This is a genomic window from Flavonifractor hominis (genome assembly GCF_040095835.1).
Taxonomy (GTDB): domain Bacteria; phylum Bacillota; class Clostridia; order Oscillospirales; family Oscillospiraceae; genus Flavonifractor; species Flavonifractor hominis.
This window is the reverse complement of record NZ_JBBMFT010000001.1, coordinates 599,216-615,151: the sequence shown is the minus strand read 5'-3', so window position 1 is coordinate 615,151 and position 15,936 is coordinate 599,216. Positions and strand designations below refer to the sequence as shown.

General features: G+C 59.7%; 15 protein-coding genes. All 15 read left to right on the top strand.

Features of this window, described 5'->3' with window-relative positions:
- Nucleotides 1-16 precede the first annotated feature (16 nt).
- The 15 genes from WMO45_RS03160 (at nucleotide 17) to cls (ending at nucleotide 15,917) form a co-directional block, all read left to right on the top strand.
- Entirely contained in the window at nucleotides 17-403 is a 387-nt protein-coding gene (locus WMO45_RS03160) for a tautomerase family protein (RefSeq protein WP_349139197.1), read from the top strand.
- Nucleotide 404: 1 nt separating this feature from the next.
- Entirely contained in the window at nucleotides 405-617 is a 213-nt protein-coding gene (locus WMO45_RS03155; RefSeq protein ID WP_349139196.1) for a tautomerase family protein, read from the top strand.
- Nucleotides 618-622: 5 nt separating this feature from the next.
- Nucleotides 623-1,405 (top strand): HpcH/HpaI aldolase family protein, encoded by a 783-nt coding sequence (locus WMO45_RS03150; protein ID WP_349139195.1) that lies wholly within the window; start codon nucleotides 623-625, stop codon nucleotides 1,403-1,405.
- Nucleotides 1,402-2,544 carry an iron-containing alcohol dehydrogenase gene (locus tag WMO45_RS03145; protein WP_349139194.1) on the top strand — a complete coding sequence of 381 codons (1,143 nt, stop codon included), beginning with the start codon at nucleotides 1,402-1,404 and terminating at the stop codon, nucleotides 2,542-2,544. The genes WMO45_RS03150 and WMO45_RS03145 overlap by 4 nt, the downstream gene beginning before the upstream one ends.
- 26 nt (nucleotides 2,545-2,570) lie before the next feature.
- Entirely contained in the window at nucleotides 2,571-3,725 is a 1,155-nt protein-coding gene (locus WMO45_RS03140) for a hypothetical protein (RefSeq protein WP_349139193.1), read from the top strand.
- A 143-nt stretch (nucleotides 3,726-3,868) separates the two neighbouring features.
- Entirely contained in the window at nucleotides 3,869-5,206 is a 1,338-nt protein-coding gene (glnA, locus tag WMO45_RS03135; protein WP_349139192.1) for a type I glutamate--ammonia ligase, read from the top strand.
- Between the two features lie 37 nt (nucleotides 5,207-5,243).
- A complete protein-coding gene (locus tag WMO45_RS03130; RefSeq protein ID WP_349139191.1) occupies nucleotides 5,244-5,741 on the top strand; it encodes an ANTAR domain-containing response regulator in 498 nt (165 codons plus the stop codon).
- Nucleotides 5,742-5,803: 62 nt separating this feature from the next.
- Complete coding sequence (locus WMO45_RS03125; RefSeq protein ID WP_349139190.1) at nucleotides 5,804-6,559, top strand: glycoside hydrolase family 25 protein; 756 nt, start codon at nucleotides 5,804-5,806, stop codon at nucleotides 6,557-6,559.
- 94 nt (nucleotides 6,560-6,653) lie between these two features.
- A complete protein-coding gene (murB, locus tag WMO45_RS03120; protein ID WP_349139189.1) occupies nucleotides 6,654-7,568 on the top strand; it encodes a UDP-N-acetylmuramate dehydrogenase in 915 nt (304 codons plus the stop codon).
- Between the two features lie 11 nt (nucleotides 7,569-7,579).
- Nucleotides 7,580-8,440 carry an RNase adapter RapZ gene (gene rapZ / locus WMO45_RS03115; protein WP_349139188.1) on the top strand — a complete coding sequence of 287 codons (861 nt, stop codon included), beginning with the start codon at nucleotides 7,580-7,582 and terminating at the stop codon, nucleotides 8,438-8,440.
- A 13-nt stretch (nucleotides 8,441-8,453) separates the two neighbouring features.
- Nucleotides 8,454-9,464: a gluconeogenesis factor YvcK family protein gene (locus WMO45_RS03110; protein WP_349139187.1), complete on the top strand. Its 1,011-nt coding sequence runs from the start codon at nucleotides 8,454-8,456 to the stop codon at nucleotides 9,462-9,464.
- A gap of 12 nt (nucleotides 9,465-9,476) precedes the next feature.
- Complete coding sequence (gene whiA, locus WMO45_RS03105; RefSeq protein ID WP_349139186.1) at nucleotides 9,477-10,370, top strand: DNA-binding protein WhiA; 894 nt, start codon at nucleotides 9,477-9,479, stop codon at nucleotides 10,368-10,370.
- Between the two features lie 258 nt (nucleotides 10,371-10,628).
- Entirely contained in the window at nucleotides 10,629-10,844 is a 216-nt protein-coding gene (locus WMO45_RS03100) for a hypothetical protein (protein ID WP_349139185.1), read from the top strand.
- Nucleotides 10,845-10,881: 37 nt separating this feature from the next.
- On the top strand, nucleotides 10,882-14,376 hold the full coding sequence (locus WMO45_RS03095; RefSeq protein ID WP_349139184.1) for a DNA polymerase III subunit alpha: 3,495 nt from the start codon (nucleotides 10,882-10,884) through the stop codon (nucleotides 14,374-14,376).
- A complete protein-coding gene (gene cls, locus WMO45_RS03090; protein WP_349139183.1) occupies nucleotides 14,373-15,917 on the top strand; it encodes a cardiolipin synthase in 1,545 nt (514 codons plus the stop codon). The genes WMO45_RS03095 and cls overlap by 4 nt, the downstream gene beginning before the upstream one ends.
- The last annotated feature ends 19 nt before the right edge of the window (nucleotides 15,918-15,936 follow it).

Below are 15,936 nucleotides of genomic sequence, written 5' to 3'. Positions count from 1 at the left end.
GGAAGGGGAGAGCAAGATGCCGTTTGTTACGCTGTATCTGCGCAAGGGCAGTGACGACGCGGCCCTGGAGCGGTCCATGCGTGAGATCACCCTGGCGGGCGCCAACACGCTGGAAAATACGCTGGAGCGGATGATCCGTGTCAGCGTCTATGAGGCCGAGCCCGAGCGGGTCTACTGCGGCGGCGTGCCGACGCAGCAGCTCCAGCCCACCGTGCTGTTCCGCATTGGGCCGGGCCGGAGCGCAGAGGCCAAGGCTTCGTTTATGGAGCAGATTGCCGAGATCCTGAGCCGGAATCTGGACTGCCGGAAAGAGGATGTGCGGGGCTATGTCATGGACAATGAGGAAGGCCACCACTTCTGCATTGGCGGCAAGCATAAAGATTTTACAAAGAAGGTGAAGTAACATGCCCATTATGTGTACGGTACAGCTTCCCAAGGGGAAGAAGTCCGAGCAGATCGAGCAGGCTCTGGTGGATCTGTCCAACGTCCTGATGCGCGACTTTGAGGCGCAGCCCAACCAGGTGCGGGTCACCATCGACGAGCTGCCCCGCAACCGCTATATGGCCGGCGGAGTCATGGCCTATGACATGCCGGAGTTCAATCAAGGGGAGGACTGAGACAAATGCATGTCAATCAGGCCAAACAGAAGCTTCGCTCGGGCGATTGCATCTGGGGCGTGTTTGCCAATGGACTTTCCCCGGAACTGGTGGAGATCATGGGGCTGGCCGGATTCGATTTTATCGTCATCGACAGCGAGCACGCTTCCTCCACGCCCCAGCACAACCGCACCCTGATCATGGCCGGAGAGGCCAGAGGGGTATCCATGTTTACCCGCGTACCCTGTCAGGAGTCGTCCGTTATCCTGCGCAACCTGGATGTGGGTGCCCAGGGCCTGTTGGTACCCCAGGTCAACAGCCGGCAGGAGGCCGAGGCCATCGCCCGGGCCGCCCGTTATTATCCAGAGGGGTTCCGTGGAGTGGCCACCCCACGGGCGTCGGACTACGGTATGTCAGGCAGTATCCTGGATTACATGGCCCACGCCAACGAAAATCTGCTGCTGGCGGTGCAGTGTGAAAACATCGCCTGCGTGGAACACCTGGACGAGATCGCCGCCGTGCCCGGCATTGACGTGATCTTCGTGGGGCCCTTTGATCTGTCTCAGTCCATGGGCATCCCGGGTCAGGTGAACGCTCCGGGGATCCATGCGGTGGCCGCTCAGGTCCTGGATGCCACAGCGCGGCACGGAAAGTACGCAGGGATCTTTGCCTCCACGGTGGAGCAGGCCCTGGCGTACCGGGACATGGGCTTCCGGTACATCATCGTGGGAACGGACATGAAATACTTTGCCTCCGCCTGCAAGGAGGCGGTGCGGGCGCTGCACGCCGGGGAAGGAGAACAGTCATGAATGCATTTACCTTTCAGGTGCCGCAGAACATCCTCTTTGGCATGGGGTGCCTGGAGCGTCTGCCGGAGCTGCTCAGCAAGAGCGGTTCCCGCCATACGCTGATCATCTCTGACCGCGGCCTGGAACGGCTGGGCGCAGTGGAGCGGATCATCCGGCTCTGTGAGGCCGGCGGTGTGGCCCACACGGAGTATCTGGACGTCATGCCAAACCCCACCGACCGCTGCGTGGACGCGGCGGTGGAGTGCTACCGGCAGTGCGGGGCCACCAGCATCGTGGCCCTGGGCGGCGGTAGCCCCATGGATGTGGCCAAGGCGGTGGGCGTGCTCGTGACCCACGGCGGGCACATCATGGACTACGAGGGAGCCGGGCGGGTGCCCGGTCCTATCGTCCCAGTGGTGGCCATCCCCACCACCGCAGGGACGGGCAGCGAGGTGACGGCCTTTTCCGTCATTGTGGACGAGGCCAGGGCGTATAAGCTGACGGTGTTCAGCTATGAGCTGATTCCTAGATATGCCCTGCTGGACCCGTCCATGATCATGACCCTGCCGCCCTCGGTGGCCGCCTCTACGGGAGTGGACGCTATGATCCACGCCATGGAGGCCTATCTGTCCCGGGATGCCTCCCCCTTCTCCGACGCTATGGCGGAGAAAGCGCTGGAGCTCATCGGCGGCAACCTGCGGGCCTTTACCGCCTGCCGGGAGAACGAGCAGGCGGCCGGAGCCATGCTGGTGGGGGCTATGTTTGCCGGGATCGCCTTTGCCTGGGCCCGGCTGGGCAATGTGCATGCCATGTCCCACCCGGTCAGCGCCCTGTTCGGTGTGGCCCACGGGGTGGCCAACGCGATCCTGCTGCCCACCGTTTTGGAATACAATGCCCTGGCCGATACCGGGCGCTATGCGCGGCTGCTGTATCTTCTGACCGGGCGGCGGGAGGAGAACTTCCGTCCCCAGATGCTGGTGGACGAGATACGGTCCCTGTTGACAGAACTGGGGCTGCCCACCCGGCTGTCGGAGGTGGGTGTGACCGAAGAGGCCATTCCCCACATGGCCGCAGACGCCATGAAGAGCGGCAATGTGCTGGCCAATCCCAGACAGTCGGTGCAGCGTGACATTGAGGAGCTCTATCGGAAAGCCATGTAAGGAAAGCAAAGGAGGGGAAATAAACCATGCCGTTTCTGGTACACTGTTATGACCTTTTGATCCGCAATGCCACCGTGGTGGACCCGGGCAGCCACATCCACAAAAAGATGGATATCGGCATCTATGAGCCCAACATCGGCGATCTGTTTGAGCCGGGTACCATGCCCGGTAAGGTCTGTGCCCGCAAGGTCATTGACGCCTCGGGCATGTATGCCGTCCCCGGCCTGATCGAGGGCCACGGCCATGTGCTGCCCCTGTCCTTCGGCTTCGATGTGGACGGGCTGTGGAGGCGCGGCATCACGGCCATCTGCGATATGGGAAGCGTGTCCATCTCCAGCTTCCACCGGGCGCGGCGGGAGATCATCAACCCCGCTCCCTGCGTTATCAACGCCGCGCTATGCATCACCAACACCATGGAGAGCACCCTGTATTATCCATTGTTCACCAACCTGGACAACGAGATCAACAAGGAGGAGATTCGGGACTTCTTTGCCATCCATGGGGATGTACTTATGGGTATCAAGGTGTTCATCGGCGCGGAGACTCCCACACCCGAACTGGTGCACGCGGTGATGCGCAAGTCCCGGGAGGTCTGCGACGAGGTAGGATGTCCCATGATCGTGCATGTGGCCAACCCCTGCGTCAAGCTGCCGGAGATCATCGACTACTTCCGGCCCGGTGACAACTTCACCCACGCGTACAACAAGGGAAACATCCTGGACGAGCATGGACATGTCTACCGGGAGGCTTTCCTGGCCAAGGAGCGGGGCGTGCTCTTCGATTCGGCCCGGGGAGCGCGCAACTGGAGCGCGGAGGTGGCCCGGGAGGCTTTTGCCGAGGGCTTTACCCCCGACATCATCTCGGCGGATCTGACGTGCCTGAGCAACGATCCCAATACCAGCCGCCTGACCGTTCACATGTCCGAGTGTATGTCCCTGGGCATGTCGTTTGAAGATGTGCTCTACCACGCTACCAATGTGCCGGCCCGCTATATGAAAGGCGTTTCGGTGGGCCTGCACAAGGGCGGGCGGGCCAATATCACTTTGCTGGAACAGGTACCCGGTCCTCAGCGTTTTGTGGACGCCTATGGTGTGGAGACGGTGGGGGAGTGCCGCCTGGAACCCAGAGCCACCATCCTCAACGGGGTGATCATGTACAACGAGCTGCCCATGGCGGATTAAAACTCTGTAGAAACTATTCTTGACAGCGAAAGGGAAAGCACGTATACTTAAATCTGTTGAGAACAAAGGCGTTCCGACCTGTGGGGGCGGAGCGCCTTTGGTGCATATGTGACCGAGTTTGAGAACGAAAGGGGAAGCGTGCAATGACCCACCTCCACACCAAAGAGGATATCATCCGCATCGTTAAAGAAGAGGACATTGAATTTATCCGGCTGCAGTTCACCGACATTTTCGGTATGCTGAAAAACGTGGCGATCACGGCCTCACAGATTGAAAAGGCCGTCAATAACCAGTGCATGTTCGACGGCTCCTCCATCGACGGTTTTGTCCGTATCGACGAGTCCGACCAGTATCTGTATCCCGACCTGAAGTCCTTCCGGGTATTTCCCTGGCGGCCCGGCCACGGGAAGGTGGCCCGGCTGATCTGCGATGTGTACAACACCGACGGTACTCCCTTTGTGGGTGACCCCCGCGGTGTACTCAAGCGGGTCATCCAGAAGGCGAAGGATATGGGCTTTGACACCTTCAATGTGGGCCCTGAGGCGGAGTTTTTCCTGTTCCAGACTGACGATGAGGGCAAGCCTACTACCAAGACCAACGACGAGGCGGGCTATTTTGACCTGGGCCCGCTGGATCACGGCGAGAGCACCCGCCGGGAGATCTGCATGGCGCTGGAGCAGATGGACTTTGAGATCGAGGCCAGCCATCACGAGTGCGCCGAGGGCCAGCATGAGATCGACTTCAAGTACGCTGAGGCTCTGCATGCTGCCGACAACATCATGACCTTCAAGCTGGCGGTCAAGACTCTGGCGCAGAAGAACGGCCTGCACGCCACCTTTATGCCCAAGCCTATCTTTGGTGTGGCTGGTTCCGGTATGCACACCAATATGTCCCTGTTCCGCAATGGTAAAAATGCCTTCTATGATCCCAACGACGCCCGTGGACTGTCCAAGGAGGCCTACAGCTTTATCGCCGGTCTGCTGCACCACGTGAAGGGTATGGCTGCCATCACCAACCCGCTGGTCAACTCCTACAAGCGCCTGGTGCCCGGGTATGAGGCTCCCTGCTATCTGGCCTGGTCGGCCTCCAACCGCTCCGCGCTCATCCGCATCCCCGCCTCCCGCGGCCAGTCCACCCGTGTGGAGCTGCGTTCTCCCGATCCCTCCTGCAATCCTTATCTGGCCTTTGCGGTCTGTCTGGCCGCCGGTCTGGACGGGATCGAAAAGGGCATGACGCCCCCCGATGAGATCACCGAGAACATCTACGCTATGGACGACGCCACCCGGAAGGCTCACGGCATCGAGGGACTGCCCGGCTCTCTGGAGGAGGCCATCCACGCCCTGGAGGCTGACCAGCTGATCATGGACGCGCTGGGCGAGCATGTGGCGGCCAACTACATCGAGGGCAAGTGGAAGGAGTGGGAGGAGTATCGCACCCGCGTCTCTTCCTGGGAGCGGGAGAAGTACATCATCAACTATTGATCCCGCCCACAGGCCTATACGGCAGGAGTGATGGGATATGCAGACGGTGGTGGTGGCCTTTTCCGGAGAGGTCAGCTGCACCCGCATCCGGGAAATCCTGGAGAGTGCCGGCGCGGCCGACTGCCTGATCTGCCGGTCGGCTGACCAGGTCCGCCGGACCCTTTGCCAGCAGCGGGTGGCCGGAGTGATCTGTGGTTACAAATTCCCCGACGGTACGGCGGAGGAACTGCGGGAGGATCTGCCCGGCGGTTGCCCCATGCTGGTGGTTGCAGCAAAACCCCTGCTGGAGCACATCCAGTGCGAGGGGATACTCAAGCTGGCTTCTCCGCTGTCCCGGGGCGCGCTGCTTTCGGCGGTGGAGGAGCTGCTTCGGGGGGAAGAAGAGGAGCGGGCGCTTATTGCCCGAGCCAAGGAATATCTGATGCAGCGCTATGGCCTGAGCGAGGAACAGGCTCACCGAAATCTCCAGCGCAGGAGCATGACCACCGGGCTGCGTCTGGCCCAGGTGGCCCGGACGGTGCTGGGCACCCACTGACAAAGAGCAGTTTTCCTTGCCTTTTTGTTTGTATCCGGGTATGATAAAATACGGTGATGTCTTTGAAACGCATTCTGAAATGCCTGTGCAGGATCATCCTGGTTTTGCTGTGCCTGGCGGCAGCAGTGCTGCTGGCTGTGGGTGTCCTGCGCTGGCGGGGCTATATCCTCTTTTCCCACGAGGCGGATCCGGAGATGTGGGAAGTGTTCGGAGTCGATGTGTCAGCCTATCAGGGGGTTGTGGACTGGTCCATGCTGGCGGATCAGGGAGTGGATTTTGCTTTTATCAAGGCCACAGAGGGCTCCGCACTCCAGGACCGGCAGTTTTCGGCCAACTGGGCCGGTGCAGCTGAGGCAGGGGTCCGTACCGGTGCCTACCATTTTCTCAGTTATGACAGCCCTGGTCAGACCCAGGCGGATAATTTTATCTCGCTGGTACCGGCCACCGAAGGGGCTTTGCCGCCGGTTGTGGACATTGAGTTTTATGGTAAGTATCTGGAGCAGCCGCCCGGACGGAAGCAGGTGCAGTCTATTCTGGACCCACTGCTGGAACGGCTGGAGGAATATTATGGGGTTAAGCCCATTCTCTATGTGACGTACCGCTCCTATTATTTGTATCTGGCAGGAGGAAAGTACAGCGCTTACCCCATCTGGTGCTCCAGCCCCACTGTGTTTCCTCTGGTCCCGGGATGGGATTTCTGGCAGTATTCTCACAGTGCCCGATTGGAGGGCTATTACGGCAGCCAGAGCCGTATTGATCTGAATATTTTCCGGGGCAGCCGGGAGGAATTTGACGCCTTCGGCCAACCCGGCACCTGAGGGACGGGCGAGATTTCTCGCCCGTCCTCTTCTATTTTCCGGCGAATTCTGGTATAATAAAAAATCAAAGTATTTTTGCAATGTGGAGGCCAGAATGGACCGATTTGAGATACTTGCCCAGACGCTGCGTAAGCAGGTGCCTGGGCTGGAGATACGAGAACAGGAACCCATGAGCCGGCATACGACCTTTCGGATCGGCGGCCCGGCTCGGCTGATGGCGCTGCCTGCCGACCCCAAGCAGGCTGCTGCAGCAGTGCGAGCGGCCCGGGCGCTGGAAATTACACCGTTTTTCCTGGGCAACGGCAGCGATTTGCTGGTGGCTGACCGGGGATATGATGGATTTGTGCTCAAATGCGGCGGTATGGACCAGGTGCGGGAGGTAAACCGGCGGCTTCGTGCAGAGAGCGGAATTCCGCTGGCCCGTTTGGCGATGGCTGCGCTGTGGCGGGGACTTGCCGGGCTGGAGTTTGCCCACGGTATCCCGGGCACACTGGGCGGCGCGGTGCTGATGAATGCGGGAGCCTACGGCGGGGAGATGGTCCAGGTACTCACCAGCGTGACTTACCTGGACGAGGAAGGACAGTACAGAACCTTGCCTGCCGATCAGTGCGGCCTGTCCTACCGGCACAGCCTGTTTGCCGAGCATCCCGAGTGGCTCATCCTGTCAGCGGAAATGACCCTTACCCAAGGGGATGGCGAAGAGATCCGGGGACGTATGGAGGATCTGGCCCAGCGCCGGCGGAGCAAGCAGCCCCTGGAGTGGCCCAGTGCGGGCAGTACCTTCAAGCGGCCGGCGGGACACTTTGCCGCCGCGCTTATTGAGCAGTGCGGGCTCAAGGGCGTGGGGATCGGCGGGGCTCAGGTCTCGGAGAAGCACGCGGGCTTTGTCATCAACCGGGGCGGTGCCACGGCGGAGGATGTCCGGCGGCTCATGGACCACATTCGGGAGACCGTCCTACGTCAGACGGGTGTGGAACTGGAGCCAGAGGTCAAGTTCTTGGGATTTTGAGGTGAAGAAACATGGAATTCATCCTGATATCGGGTCTGTCTGGAGCTGGAAAGAGTAAAGTCGCCTCGTTTTTGGAGGACATCGGATTCTACGTGGTGGACAATATGCCCGCCCCGCTGATCCCCAAATTTGCCGAGCTGTGCATGGCCAATCCAGGTCGGTACGACCGGGTGGCACTGGTGACGGACATCCGGGGCGGGCAGACCTTTGACGGGTTGTTTGCCGCCCTCAATGACCTGCATGAGATGGGATGCGCGTACAAGATCCTCTTTGTGGAGGCCAGCGTGGAGACCATCATTAAGCGCTATAAGGAAACCCGGCGCATCCATCCGCTGGCCGGTTCCACCCGCTCGTTGGACGAGGCTGTGCACAGTGAACGCACCGTGCTGGCGCCGGTGCGCAAGCGGGCGGAATACATCATTGATACCTCTGCGCTCTCCACCGCCAAGCTGCGGGGGGAGGTACTGCGCCTGTTCGGTACCGGGTCTGATACCCCGGCCATGAGCGTTAACGTCATCTCCTTCGGCTTTAAGTACGGTATTCCGATTGAGGCCGACCTGGTGTTTGACGTGCGCTTTCTGCCCAATCCCTATTACATAGCCGAGCTGCGCCATCAGACCGGACTGGATGCCGGGGTCTATGATTTTGTATTCGGCTATCAGCAAACCAAGGACTTCATGAGTTACCTGGAGGGACTCATCGGATTTCTGCTGCCGCAATACGTAGAGGAGGGAAAGACCGCGCTGGTCATTGCCATTGGGTGTACTGGAGGTCAGCACCGGTCGGTGGCCATCACTCGGGCTCTGGCTGATTTCATCCGGCGTAAAGGATTCCAGGCCACAGAGAACCACCGGGACATGACCCGATCCTGAGGGGGGAAAAAGAATGGCGCAAAGCAATCGAACCTGGGAACAGGGCCCCAAGGTTGTGGCCATTGGCGGCGGCACGGGGCTGTCCACTATGCTGCGCGGCTTGAAGAGCCGTACCAAGGACCTGACAGCCATCGTCACGGTAGCCGATGACGGAGGCGGCTCTGGTGTGCTGCGGCAGGATCTGGGCATGCCCCCGCCGGGGGACATTCGCCACTGTATGGAGGCCTTGGCCAACGCCGAGCCAGTCATGCAGCAGTTGTTGACCTACCGTTTTCCAGCTGGCTCGGGTAATTTGACCGGTCAGTCTTTCGGCAATCTCATTCTGGCTGCCCTAAATGGTATCTCTGATTCATTTGATCAAGCTGTGGCCCGGATGAGCGAGGTGTTGGCCATCAGCGGCCGGGTGTTGCCTGTGACCAATGCCGATGTGGCGCTGGAGGCCAAATTTGAAAATGGTACCCGGGTACTGGGAGAGTCCAAGATCAGCGATTTCAAGAAAGCACAGGACTGCCGTATCGAGAGCGTGCGCCTGTTGCCCGAGCATCCCCAGGCACTGCCGGAGGCGATACGCGCCATCGGAGAGGCGGAGCTCATCCTGCTGGGCCCTGGAAGTCTCTATACCAGCGTGATCCCCAATCTGCTGGTAGATGGAATCTCGGAGGCGGTGTGTGCCTCCAAGGCGCTGAAGATCTACATCTGTAATATCATGACCCAGGATGGGGAGACCGAGAATATGACGGCCTCCGACCACGTGAAAGCGTTGCTGCGCCACTCCGGCCCCGGTCTGGTGGACATCTGCCTGTGTAATTCCGCGCCGGTACGGCCCGGACTGGTGGAGCGCTACCGGGAAGAGGACGCCGCCCCTATTGTAGTGGACCGAGCGGAGATCGAGGCGCTGGGGGTGGAGGTGGTCACCCGGCCGCTGGCCTCTGAGACCCTCGACTATGCCCGCCACTCTTATACCCGCCTGGCGAACGCTGTCATGGAACTCTACCGGGAGCGGGCCCATACCAAGATCTTCTGAGGAGGAAGGGAAGTGTCCTTTTCATCTGACGTCAAGGCGGAGTTGTGCCGTGCGGCCCTCTCACGCCGCTGCTGCGCCCAGGCGGAAGCCTACGGTGTGCTGCTTTACTGCAATCAGTTTACAGGGCGGGAGGTGCGCATTACCACCGAGTCGCCCGACTTTGCCGCCCGACTGCCCGCCCTGTTCCAGAAGGCGTTCCAGATTGCCTTTGACCGCCTCCCTGTGACGGGGGCGGGCAAGCGGACCTTTGCCATCCGTGATGGGGACAAGCTTTCGGCGCTGTGGACGGCCTTCGGCCATGACCCGGCCGAGACTCTGGCCCACCATATCAATTTCGCGGTGCTGGAGGAGGAACACTGCCGCACCGCGTTTTTCCGTGGGGCCTTCCTGGCCGGCGGCTCGGTCACCGACCCCGCCAAGCGTTATCATTTGGAGTTGGCCACCCCCCATTTGAGCGTCAGCCGGGAGCTGCGCGCCCTGCTGCTGGAGGCGGGATTTACCCCCAAGGAGACCACCCGGAAGTCCAACTCCGTCACCTACTTTAAACAGAGCGAGGCCATCGAGGATTTTCTCACCGCCATTGGCGCCCCGCTGGCGGCCATGCAGATCATGAATGCCAAGGCGGAAAAGGACCTGCGGGGGAGCATCAACCGCCGGGTCAACTGTGACGCGGCCAACCTGGATAAGGCGGTGGACGCCGCTCAAGGCCAGATCGAAGCCATCTATCAGCTGGAGGCGCGAGGCATGCTGGAAGAGCTGCCCGACAAGCTCAAGGAGGCGGTGGATCTGCGGGTGGCCCATCCGGAGCTTACCCTCTCCCAGCTGGCCGAGCTGTGCGATCCGCCGGTGAGCAAATCTGCGTTCAACCACCGGCTGCGTAAATTGATGGAACTGGCCAGACGCTAGAAGGGAGCAGATGAGATGCGGTTCGAATGCAGCTTGTCTCCGGAAGAGGCCCTGAAAGCCCTGGAAAACGGGGCGACGCCGGCCCCTTGTCATGCCGATGCCCTACCTCGGCTCATGTTCAGGCATGAAAAGGCAAACTGCTTTACAGTTGGAGTGCTTCGGCGATCCAGACTTAGCAAAAACCCCTCCATGCTCTGGCAATGGTGCGGAACGGCAAAACCTAGTGCCGCAGGATCTGTCATCCAAGGACACTTTACAATGGCTCGCCTGCCGAGGCAGTATCTGACCTGGGTAGCGGCGGTCCTGTTTGTGGTTGCCTTGGGGGCGGGATTGCCGGTGGGGCCCGTGCTGGTGTTCTGGGGCGCGGTGTGCCTTTCTCTGGCCCACCTGGCGGGACCGCTGGTGGGGCGGGACCGGGTGGTGCTGCGTTTTTTGTACACCTGCCTGACTGGGCAAAGCAGGAAAGCGGTCTGAGCCGGTCCGATGTTTGGAAGAATAAGGAGGAACTCAAATGTCATTTGTCCACCTGCATGTGCATACCGAATTTTCTCTGCTGGACGGAGCCTGCCGTATCCCGCTGCTGGTTAAGCGGGTGAAGGAGCTGGGCCAGAGCGCCGTGGCCATTACCGACCACGGTGTGATGTACGGTGTGGTGGACTTCTATAAGGCATGCAAGGCCGAGGGGATCAAGCCCATCATTGGCTGCGAGGTCTATGTGGCCCCCCGGGGCCGCACCGACCGGGTCCATGAGCTGGATGCGGCCATGAACCATCTCATCCTCCTCTGCCGCAATGAGGAGGGGTATCGTAACCTGTGCTTTCTGGATTCAGCCGCCTTTACCGAGGGGTTCTACATCAAACCCCGCATCGACAAGCAGCTGCTGCGCCAGCATGCGGGGGGGCTGATCGCCCTGTCGGCTTGCCAGTCGGGCGAGGTGCCCCGGCGCATCCTGGCCGGGGACTACGAAGGGGCCAAGGCTGCGGCGCTGGAGATGCGGGAGCTGTTTGGGGAGGATGGCTACTACCTGGAGCTTCAGGACCACAACCTGCCCAACGACCCGGCGGTGAATCAGGGACTCATCCGCATTCATCAGGAGACCGGCATCCCCTTGGTGGTGACCAACGATGCCCATTACCTCCGTCGGGAGGATGCCGAAATGCAGGACACCCTTATGTGCATCCAGATGGGCAAGACGGTGGATGATCCCAACCGCCTGAAGATGGAGACCCGCGAACTCTATGTCAAGTCCACCGAGGAGATGGCCGCTCTCTTTCCGGACTATCCGGAGGCGGTGGCCAACACCGTCAAGATTGCCGACCTGTGCAACATGGACTTCCAGTTCGGCACCTACCACCTGCCGGAATTCAAACTGCCGGAGGGGTACACCGACGGGGACGCCTATTTCCAAAAGCTGTGCGAGGAGGGGTACGCCCGCCGCTATCCCGATGATCCGGCGGGTTTTAAGGACCGGCTGAACTATGAGATGGGGGTCATCCGGCAGATGGGGTTCGTTGATTACTTCCTCATCGTCTCCGATTTTATCGGCTATGCCAAAAGCCAGGGCATCCCGGTGGGCCCCGGCCGTGGCTCGGCGGCGGGCTCCATGGTGGCCTATTGTATGGCTATCACCGATGTGGACCCGATGAAATACTCCCTGTACTTTGAACGATTCCTGAACCCGGAGCGGGTCACCATGCCTGATATCGACATCGACTTCTGCATCCGCCGCCGGCAGGAGGTCATTGAGTATGTCCAGCGCAAGTACGGCGAGGATCACGTGGCCCAGATTGTCACCTTTGGTACCATGGCCGCCCGGGGCGCCATCCGGGACGTGGGCCGGGCGTTGAACATCCCCTATGCCGACGTGGATGCGGTGGCCAAGCAGGTGCCAAGCGGGCCTGGCGCTCTCCATATCACGCTGGATGAGGCACTGAAGCTCTCCAAACCTCTGCGGGAGGCCTATGAGGGGGATGAGCGGATCAGGCGCCTCATCGACACCGCCAAGGCCATCGAAGGCATGCCCCGCCACGCCTCCACTCACGCCGCCGGGGTGGTCATCACCCGCCGGCCGGTGGTGGACTATGTGCCCCTGGCGAAAAATGACGAATCGGTGGTCACCCAGTACGTGATGACGACTTTGGAAGAGCTTGGGCTGCTGAAAATGGACTTCCTGGGCCTGCGGAACTTGACCATTTTGGACGACACCGTGAAGCTGGTCCGGAAGAGCCGTCCCGGTTTTACCCTGGCGGATATCCCGGACGGCGATCCGGAGGTGTTCCAGATGCTGTCCGACGGCAGGACCTCTGGCGTGTTTCAGATGGAGTCTGCGGGCATGACCGGTGTGTGCGTGGGCCTGAAACCCCACAACATCGAGGATATCACCGCTATTATCGCCCTCTACCGGCCGGGGCCCATGGAATCCATTCCCCGGTTCATTGCCTGCAAGCATAATCCGGACAAGGTGAAGTATAAGCATCCGTCCCTGGAGCCCATCCTGTCGGTGACCTACGGCTGCATCGTCTATCAGGAGCAGGTCATTGAGATCTTCCGCCGCCTGGCGGGGTATACCATGGGACAGGCCGACATGGTGCGCCGGGCCATTTCCAAAAAGAAAAAGGCCCAGATCGAGAAGGAGCGGCAGACCTTCGTCCACGGCGACCCGGAGCGGGGAATCGTGGGCTGTACCGCCAACGGGATCCCTCAGCAGACCGCCGAGGACATCTATGATGAGATCGAGGCCTTTGCACAGTACGCATTCAACAAGGCCCACGCGGTGAGCTATGCCATCGTGGCCTATCACACCGCCTGGTTCAAGTGTCACTATACAAAAGAATATATGGCGGCTCTGCTCACCTCGGTACTGGATTCCAGCGAAAAGGTAGCGGAGTATATCGCCGAGTGCCGGGACTGCGGTATCACATTGCTGCCCCCGGATATCAACGAGTCAGGGGCAGACTTCACCGTCTCGGGAGAGAACATCCGGTTCGGATTGGTGGCTGTAAAGGGAGTGGGCCGGGGCTTTATCAATGCGGTGCTGGCAGAGCGGCAGCGGAGCGGGCCCTTTGTCTCCTTCCCGGATTTCTGCCAGCGGATGTTTGAGGCGGACCTCAACAAGCGGGTGCTGGAGAGCCTCATCAAGTGCGGCGCCTTTGACAGTATGGGGGCTTTCCGCTCCCAGTTGCTGGATGCCTATGAGCAGGTGGTGGACTCCATAGCCCAGACCCGGAGGAAGAATCTGGAGGGACAGTTTGACCTCTTCGGCGGCGGGGGAGACGATCCCCAAAGCGCACCGGAGCTCCATCTGAAGCCCATCCCGGAGTTTTCCCGCCGGGAGCTGATGACCATGGAGAAGGAGACCACCGGGCTCTATCTCACCGGTCACCCTATGGATGAATATCGGGATTTGGTAAAGCAATATCGGGTCGCCCCGATCGGGAGCATTCTGAGCGATTTTGATCAAGAGGGAGGGCCCACGACCTACAAAGACGAACAGCGGGTGACGATTGCCGGTGTGGTGGCCACCGCCCGGACCAAGACCACACGGAACAACACGCTGATGGCCTATGTCACCCTGGAGGATGACACAGCCTCGATGGAGATGCTGGTTTTTGCCCGAGTGCTGGGGGAGGCCGGGCCCTATTTGAAGGAGGGCATGCCCATCCTGGCTGAGGGGCGCATCTCCGTGCGGGATGAAAAATCTCCCCAGCTTATGTGTGACCGGATCCGACCGCTGGACCAGGTAAAGGATGCCGGCACACCTGCTGTGGAGGAGGCAGCTATCCGCAAACTCTATATCCGTATCCCAAGCCTGGACGATCCCAGATGGGCCAAAATCAAGCTGGTACTCACCATGTTTCCGGGTACGGAACAGCTGGTGGTCAAATGCGAAGATACAGGGAAACGACTGGGGACAGTCTGTCTGGTACACCGTGCGCTCATCCGGGAACTGGAGGAGCTTTTGGGAACGGAAAATGTGGTAGTTCGTCAGGGAAAGGCAAACGCATGAACATTAAAAAACTGGCATCGATTCTCTTTCAGCGGCGGGTGATCGTGGCGCTGCTCATTGCGCTACAGGCTGCGGTGCTGCTGCTCTATATGCTGTGGTTTTCCAGCGATTTTATCTATGCCTACTGGGGCTGTGTGGTATTATCTCTGTTGGCTGTTCTGGTTATCGTCAGCCGCCAGACCGACCCGGGGTACAAAATCGCCTGGATCATCCCCATTCTGCTTTTCCCGGCGTTTGGCTGGCTGGTCTATCTGCTCTGCGGCGGCAACAAGCTCTCGGCCCGCAAGCGGCGGAAGATGCAGGGAATGGACCGTACCATGCTGGAACAACTGGAACGGGACTTCAAGGCCGATGAACTCAAGCGATTTGGTGCCGATGCGGTCAACCAGGCCCGCTACCTGGAGCAATATGCCCGCTGCCCGGTGTACCGCAACACCTATACGCAGTATTTTGCTCTGGGGGACGACGTATTCCCTGTTATGCTGGAGGAACTGCGGAAGGCACAGCACTACATTTTCCTGGAATATTTCATTATTGGGCCCGGTGTGTTTTGGGACTCCATCGTGGAAATCCTGAAAGAGCGGCATGCCGCAGGAGTGGATGTGCGGGTCATCTATGATGATGTGGGGTCGCTGAATACACTGCCTATGAACTACGCAAAGAAGTTTGAGCGGGAGACCGGCATTCCTTGCTGCTTTTTTAACCGGTTTAAGCCCATTATCTCCATTCGCATGAACAACCGGGATCACCGGAAGTTCTGCATTATCGATGGGCACACGGCTTTTACCGGCGGCATCAACCTGGCCGACGAATATATCAACCGTACCATCCGCTTTGGACACTGGAAGGACAGCGCCATTCTGCTCAAAGGAGAGGCCGTATGGAGCATGACGGTAATGTTTCTTACCATGTGGGAATATATCCGGGACGTGGAAGAAGATTACAGCAGTTTCCGGCCGGAACGTTTGCCGCCTGAGGCGGCACTGGGATCAGATCATTATGTCCAGCCCTATGCGGACAACCCCCTGGATGAGGAAGCGGTGGGGGAGACCGTGTATCTGAACCTCATCAGCAAGGCCAAACATTATATCTATGCCATGACGCCTTATCTTATCATCAGCGACAGCGTGAATACTGCGCTGTGCAATGCAGCCAAATCCGGAGTGGATGTTCGTATCATGACGCCTCATATCCCGGACAAGCCCCTGGTATTCGAACTGACCCGCGCCCACTATGAGTCGCTGCTGGAGGCGGGGGTAAAGATCTTTGAGTATGTGCCTGGCTTTGTCCACGCCAAAAACATGGTGGTGGATGACCTCTATGCGGTGGTGGGATCCATCAATCTGGATTACCGCAGCATGTTTTTGCATTTCGAGGATGCGGTATGGCTGTGCCATGACCCCAGCGTACTGGCGGTCAAGGCGGATTTTCTGGCCACCCAGGAGAAGTGCCTGCCCATTACACTGGAGCAGTGCCTGGACCATTCCTGGGCCCGACGGCTGTTTCGCTCCATCCTGCGCGTCATGGCTCCGCTGCTGTAAAAATGAACCGGAGGGGCGC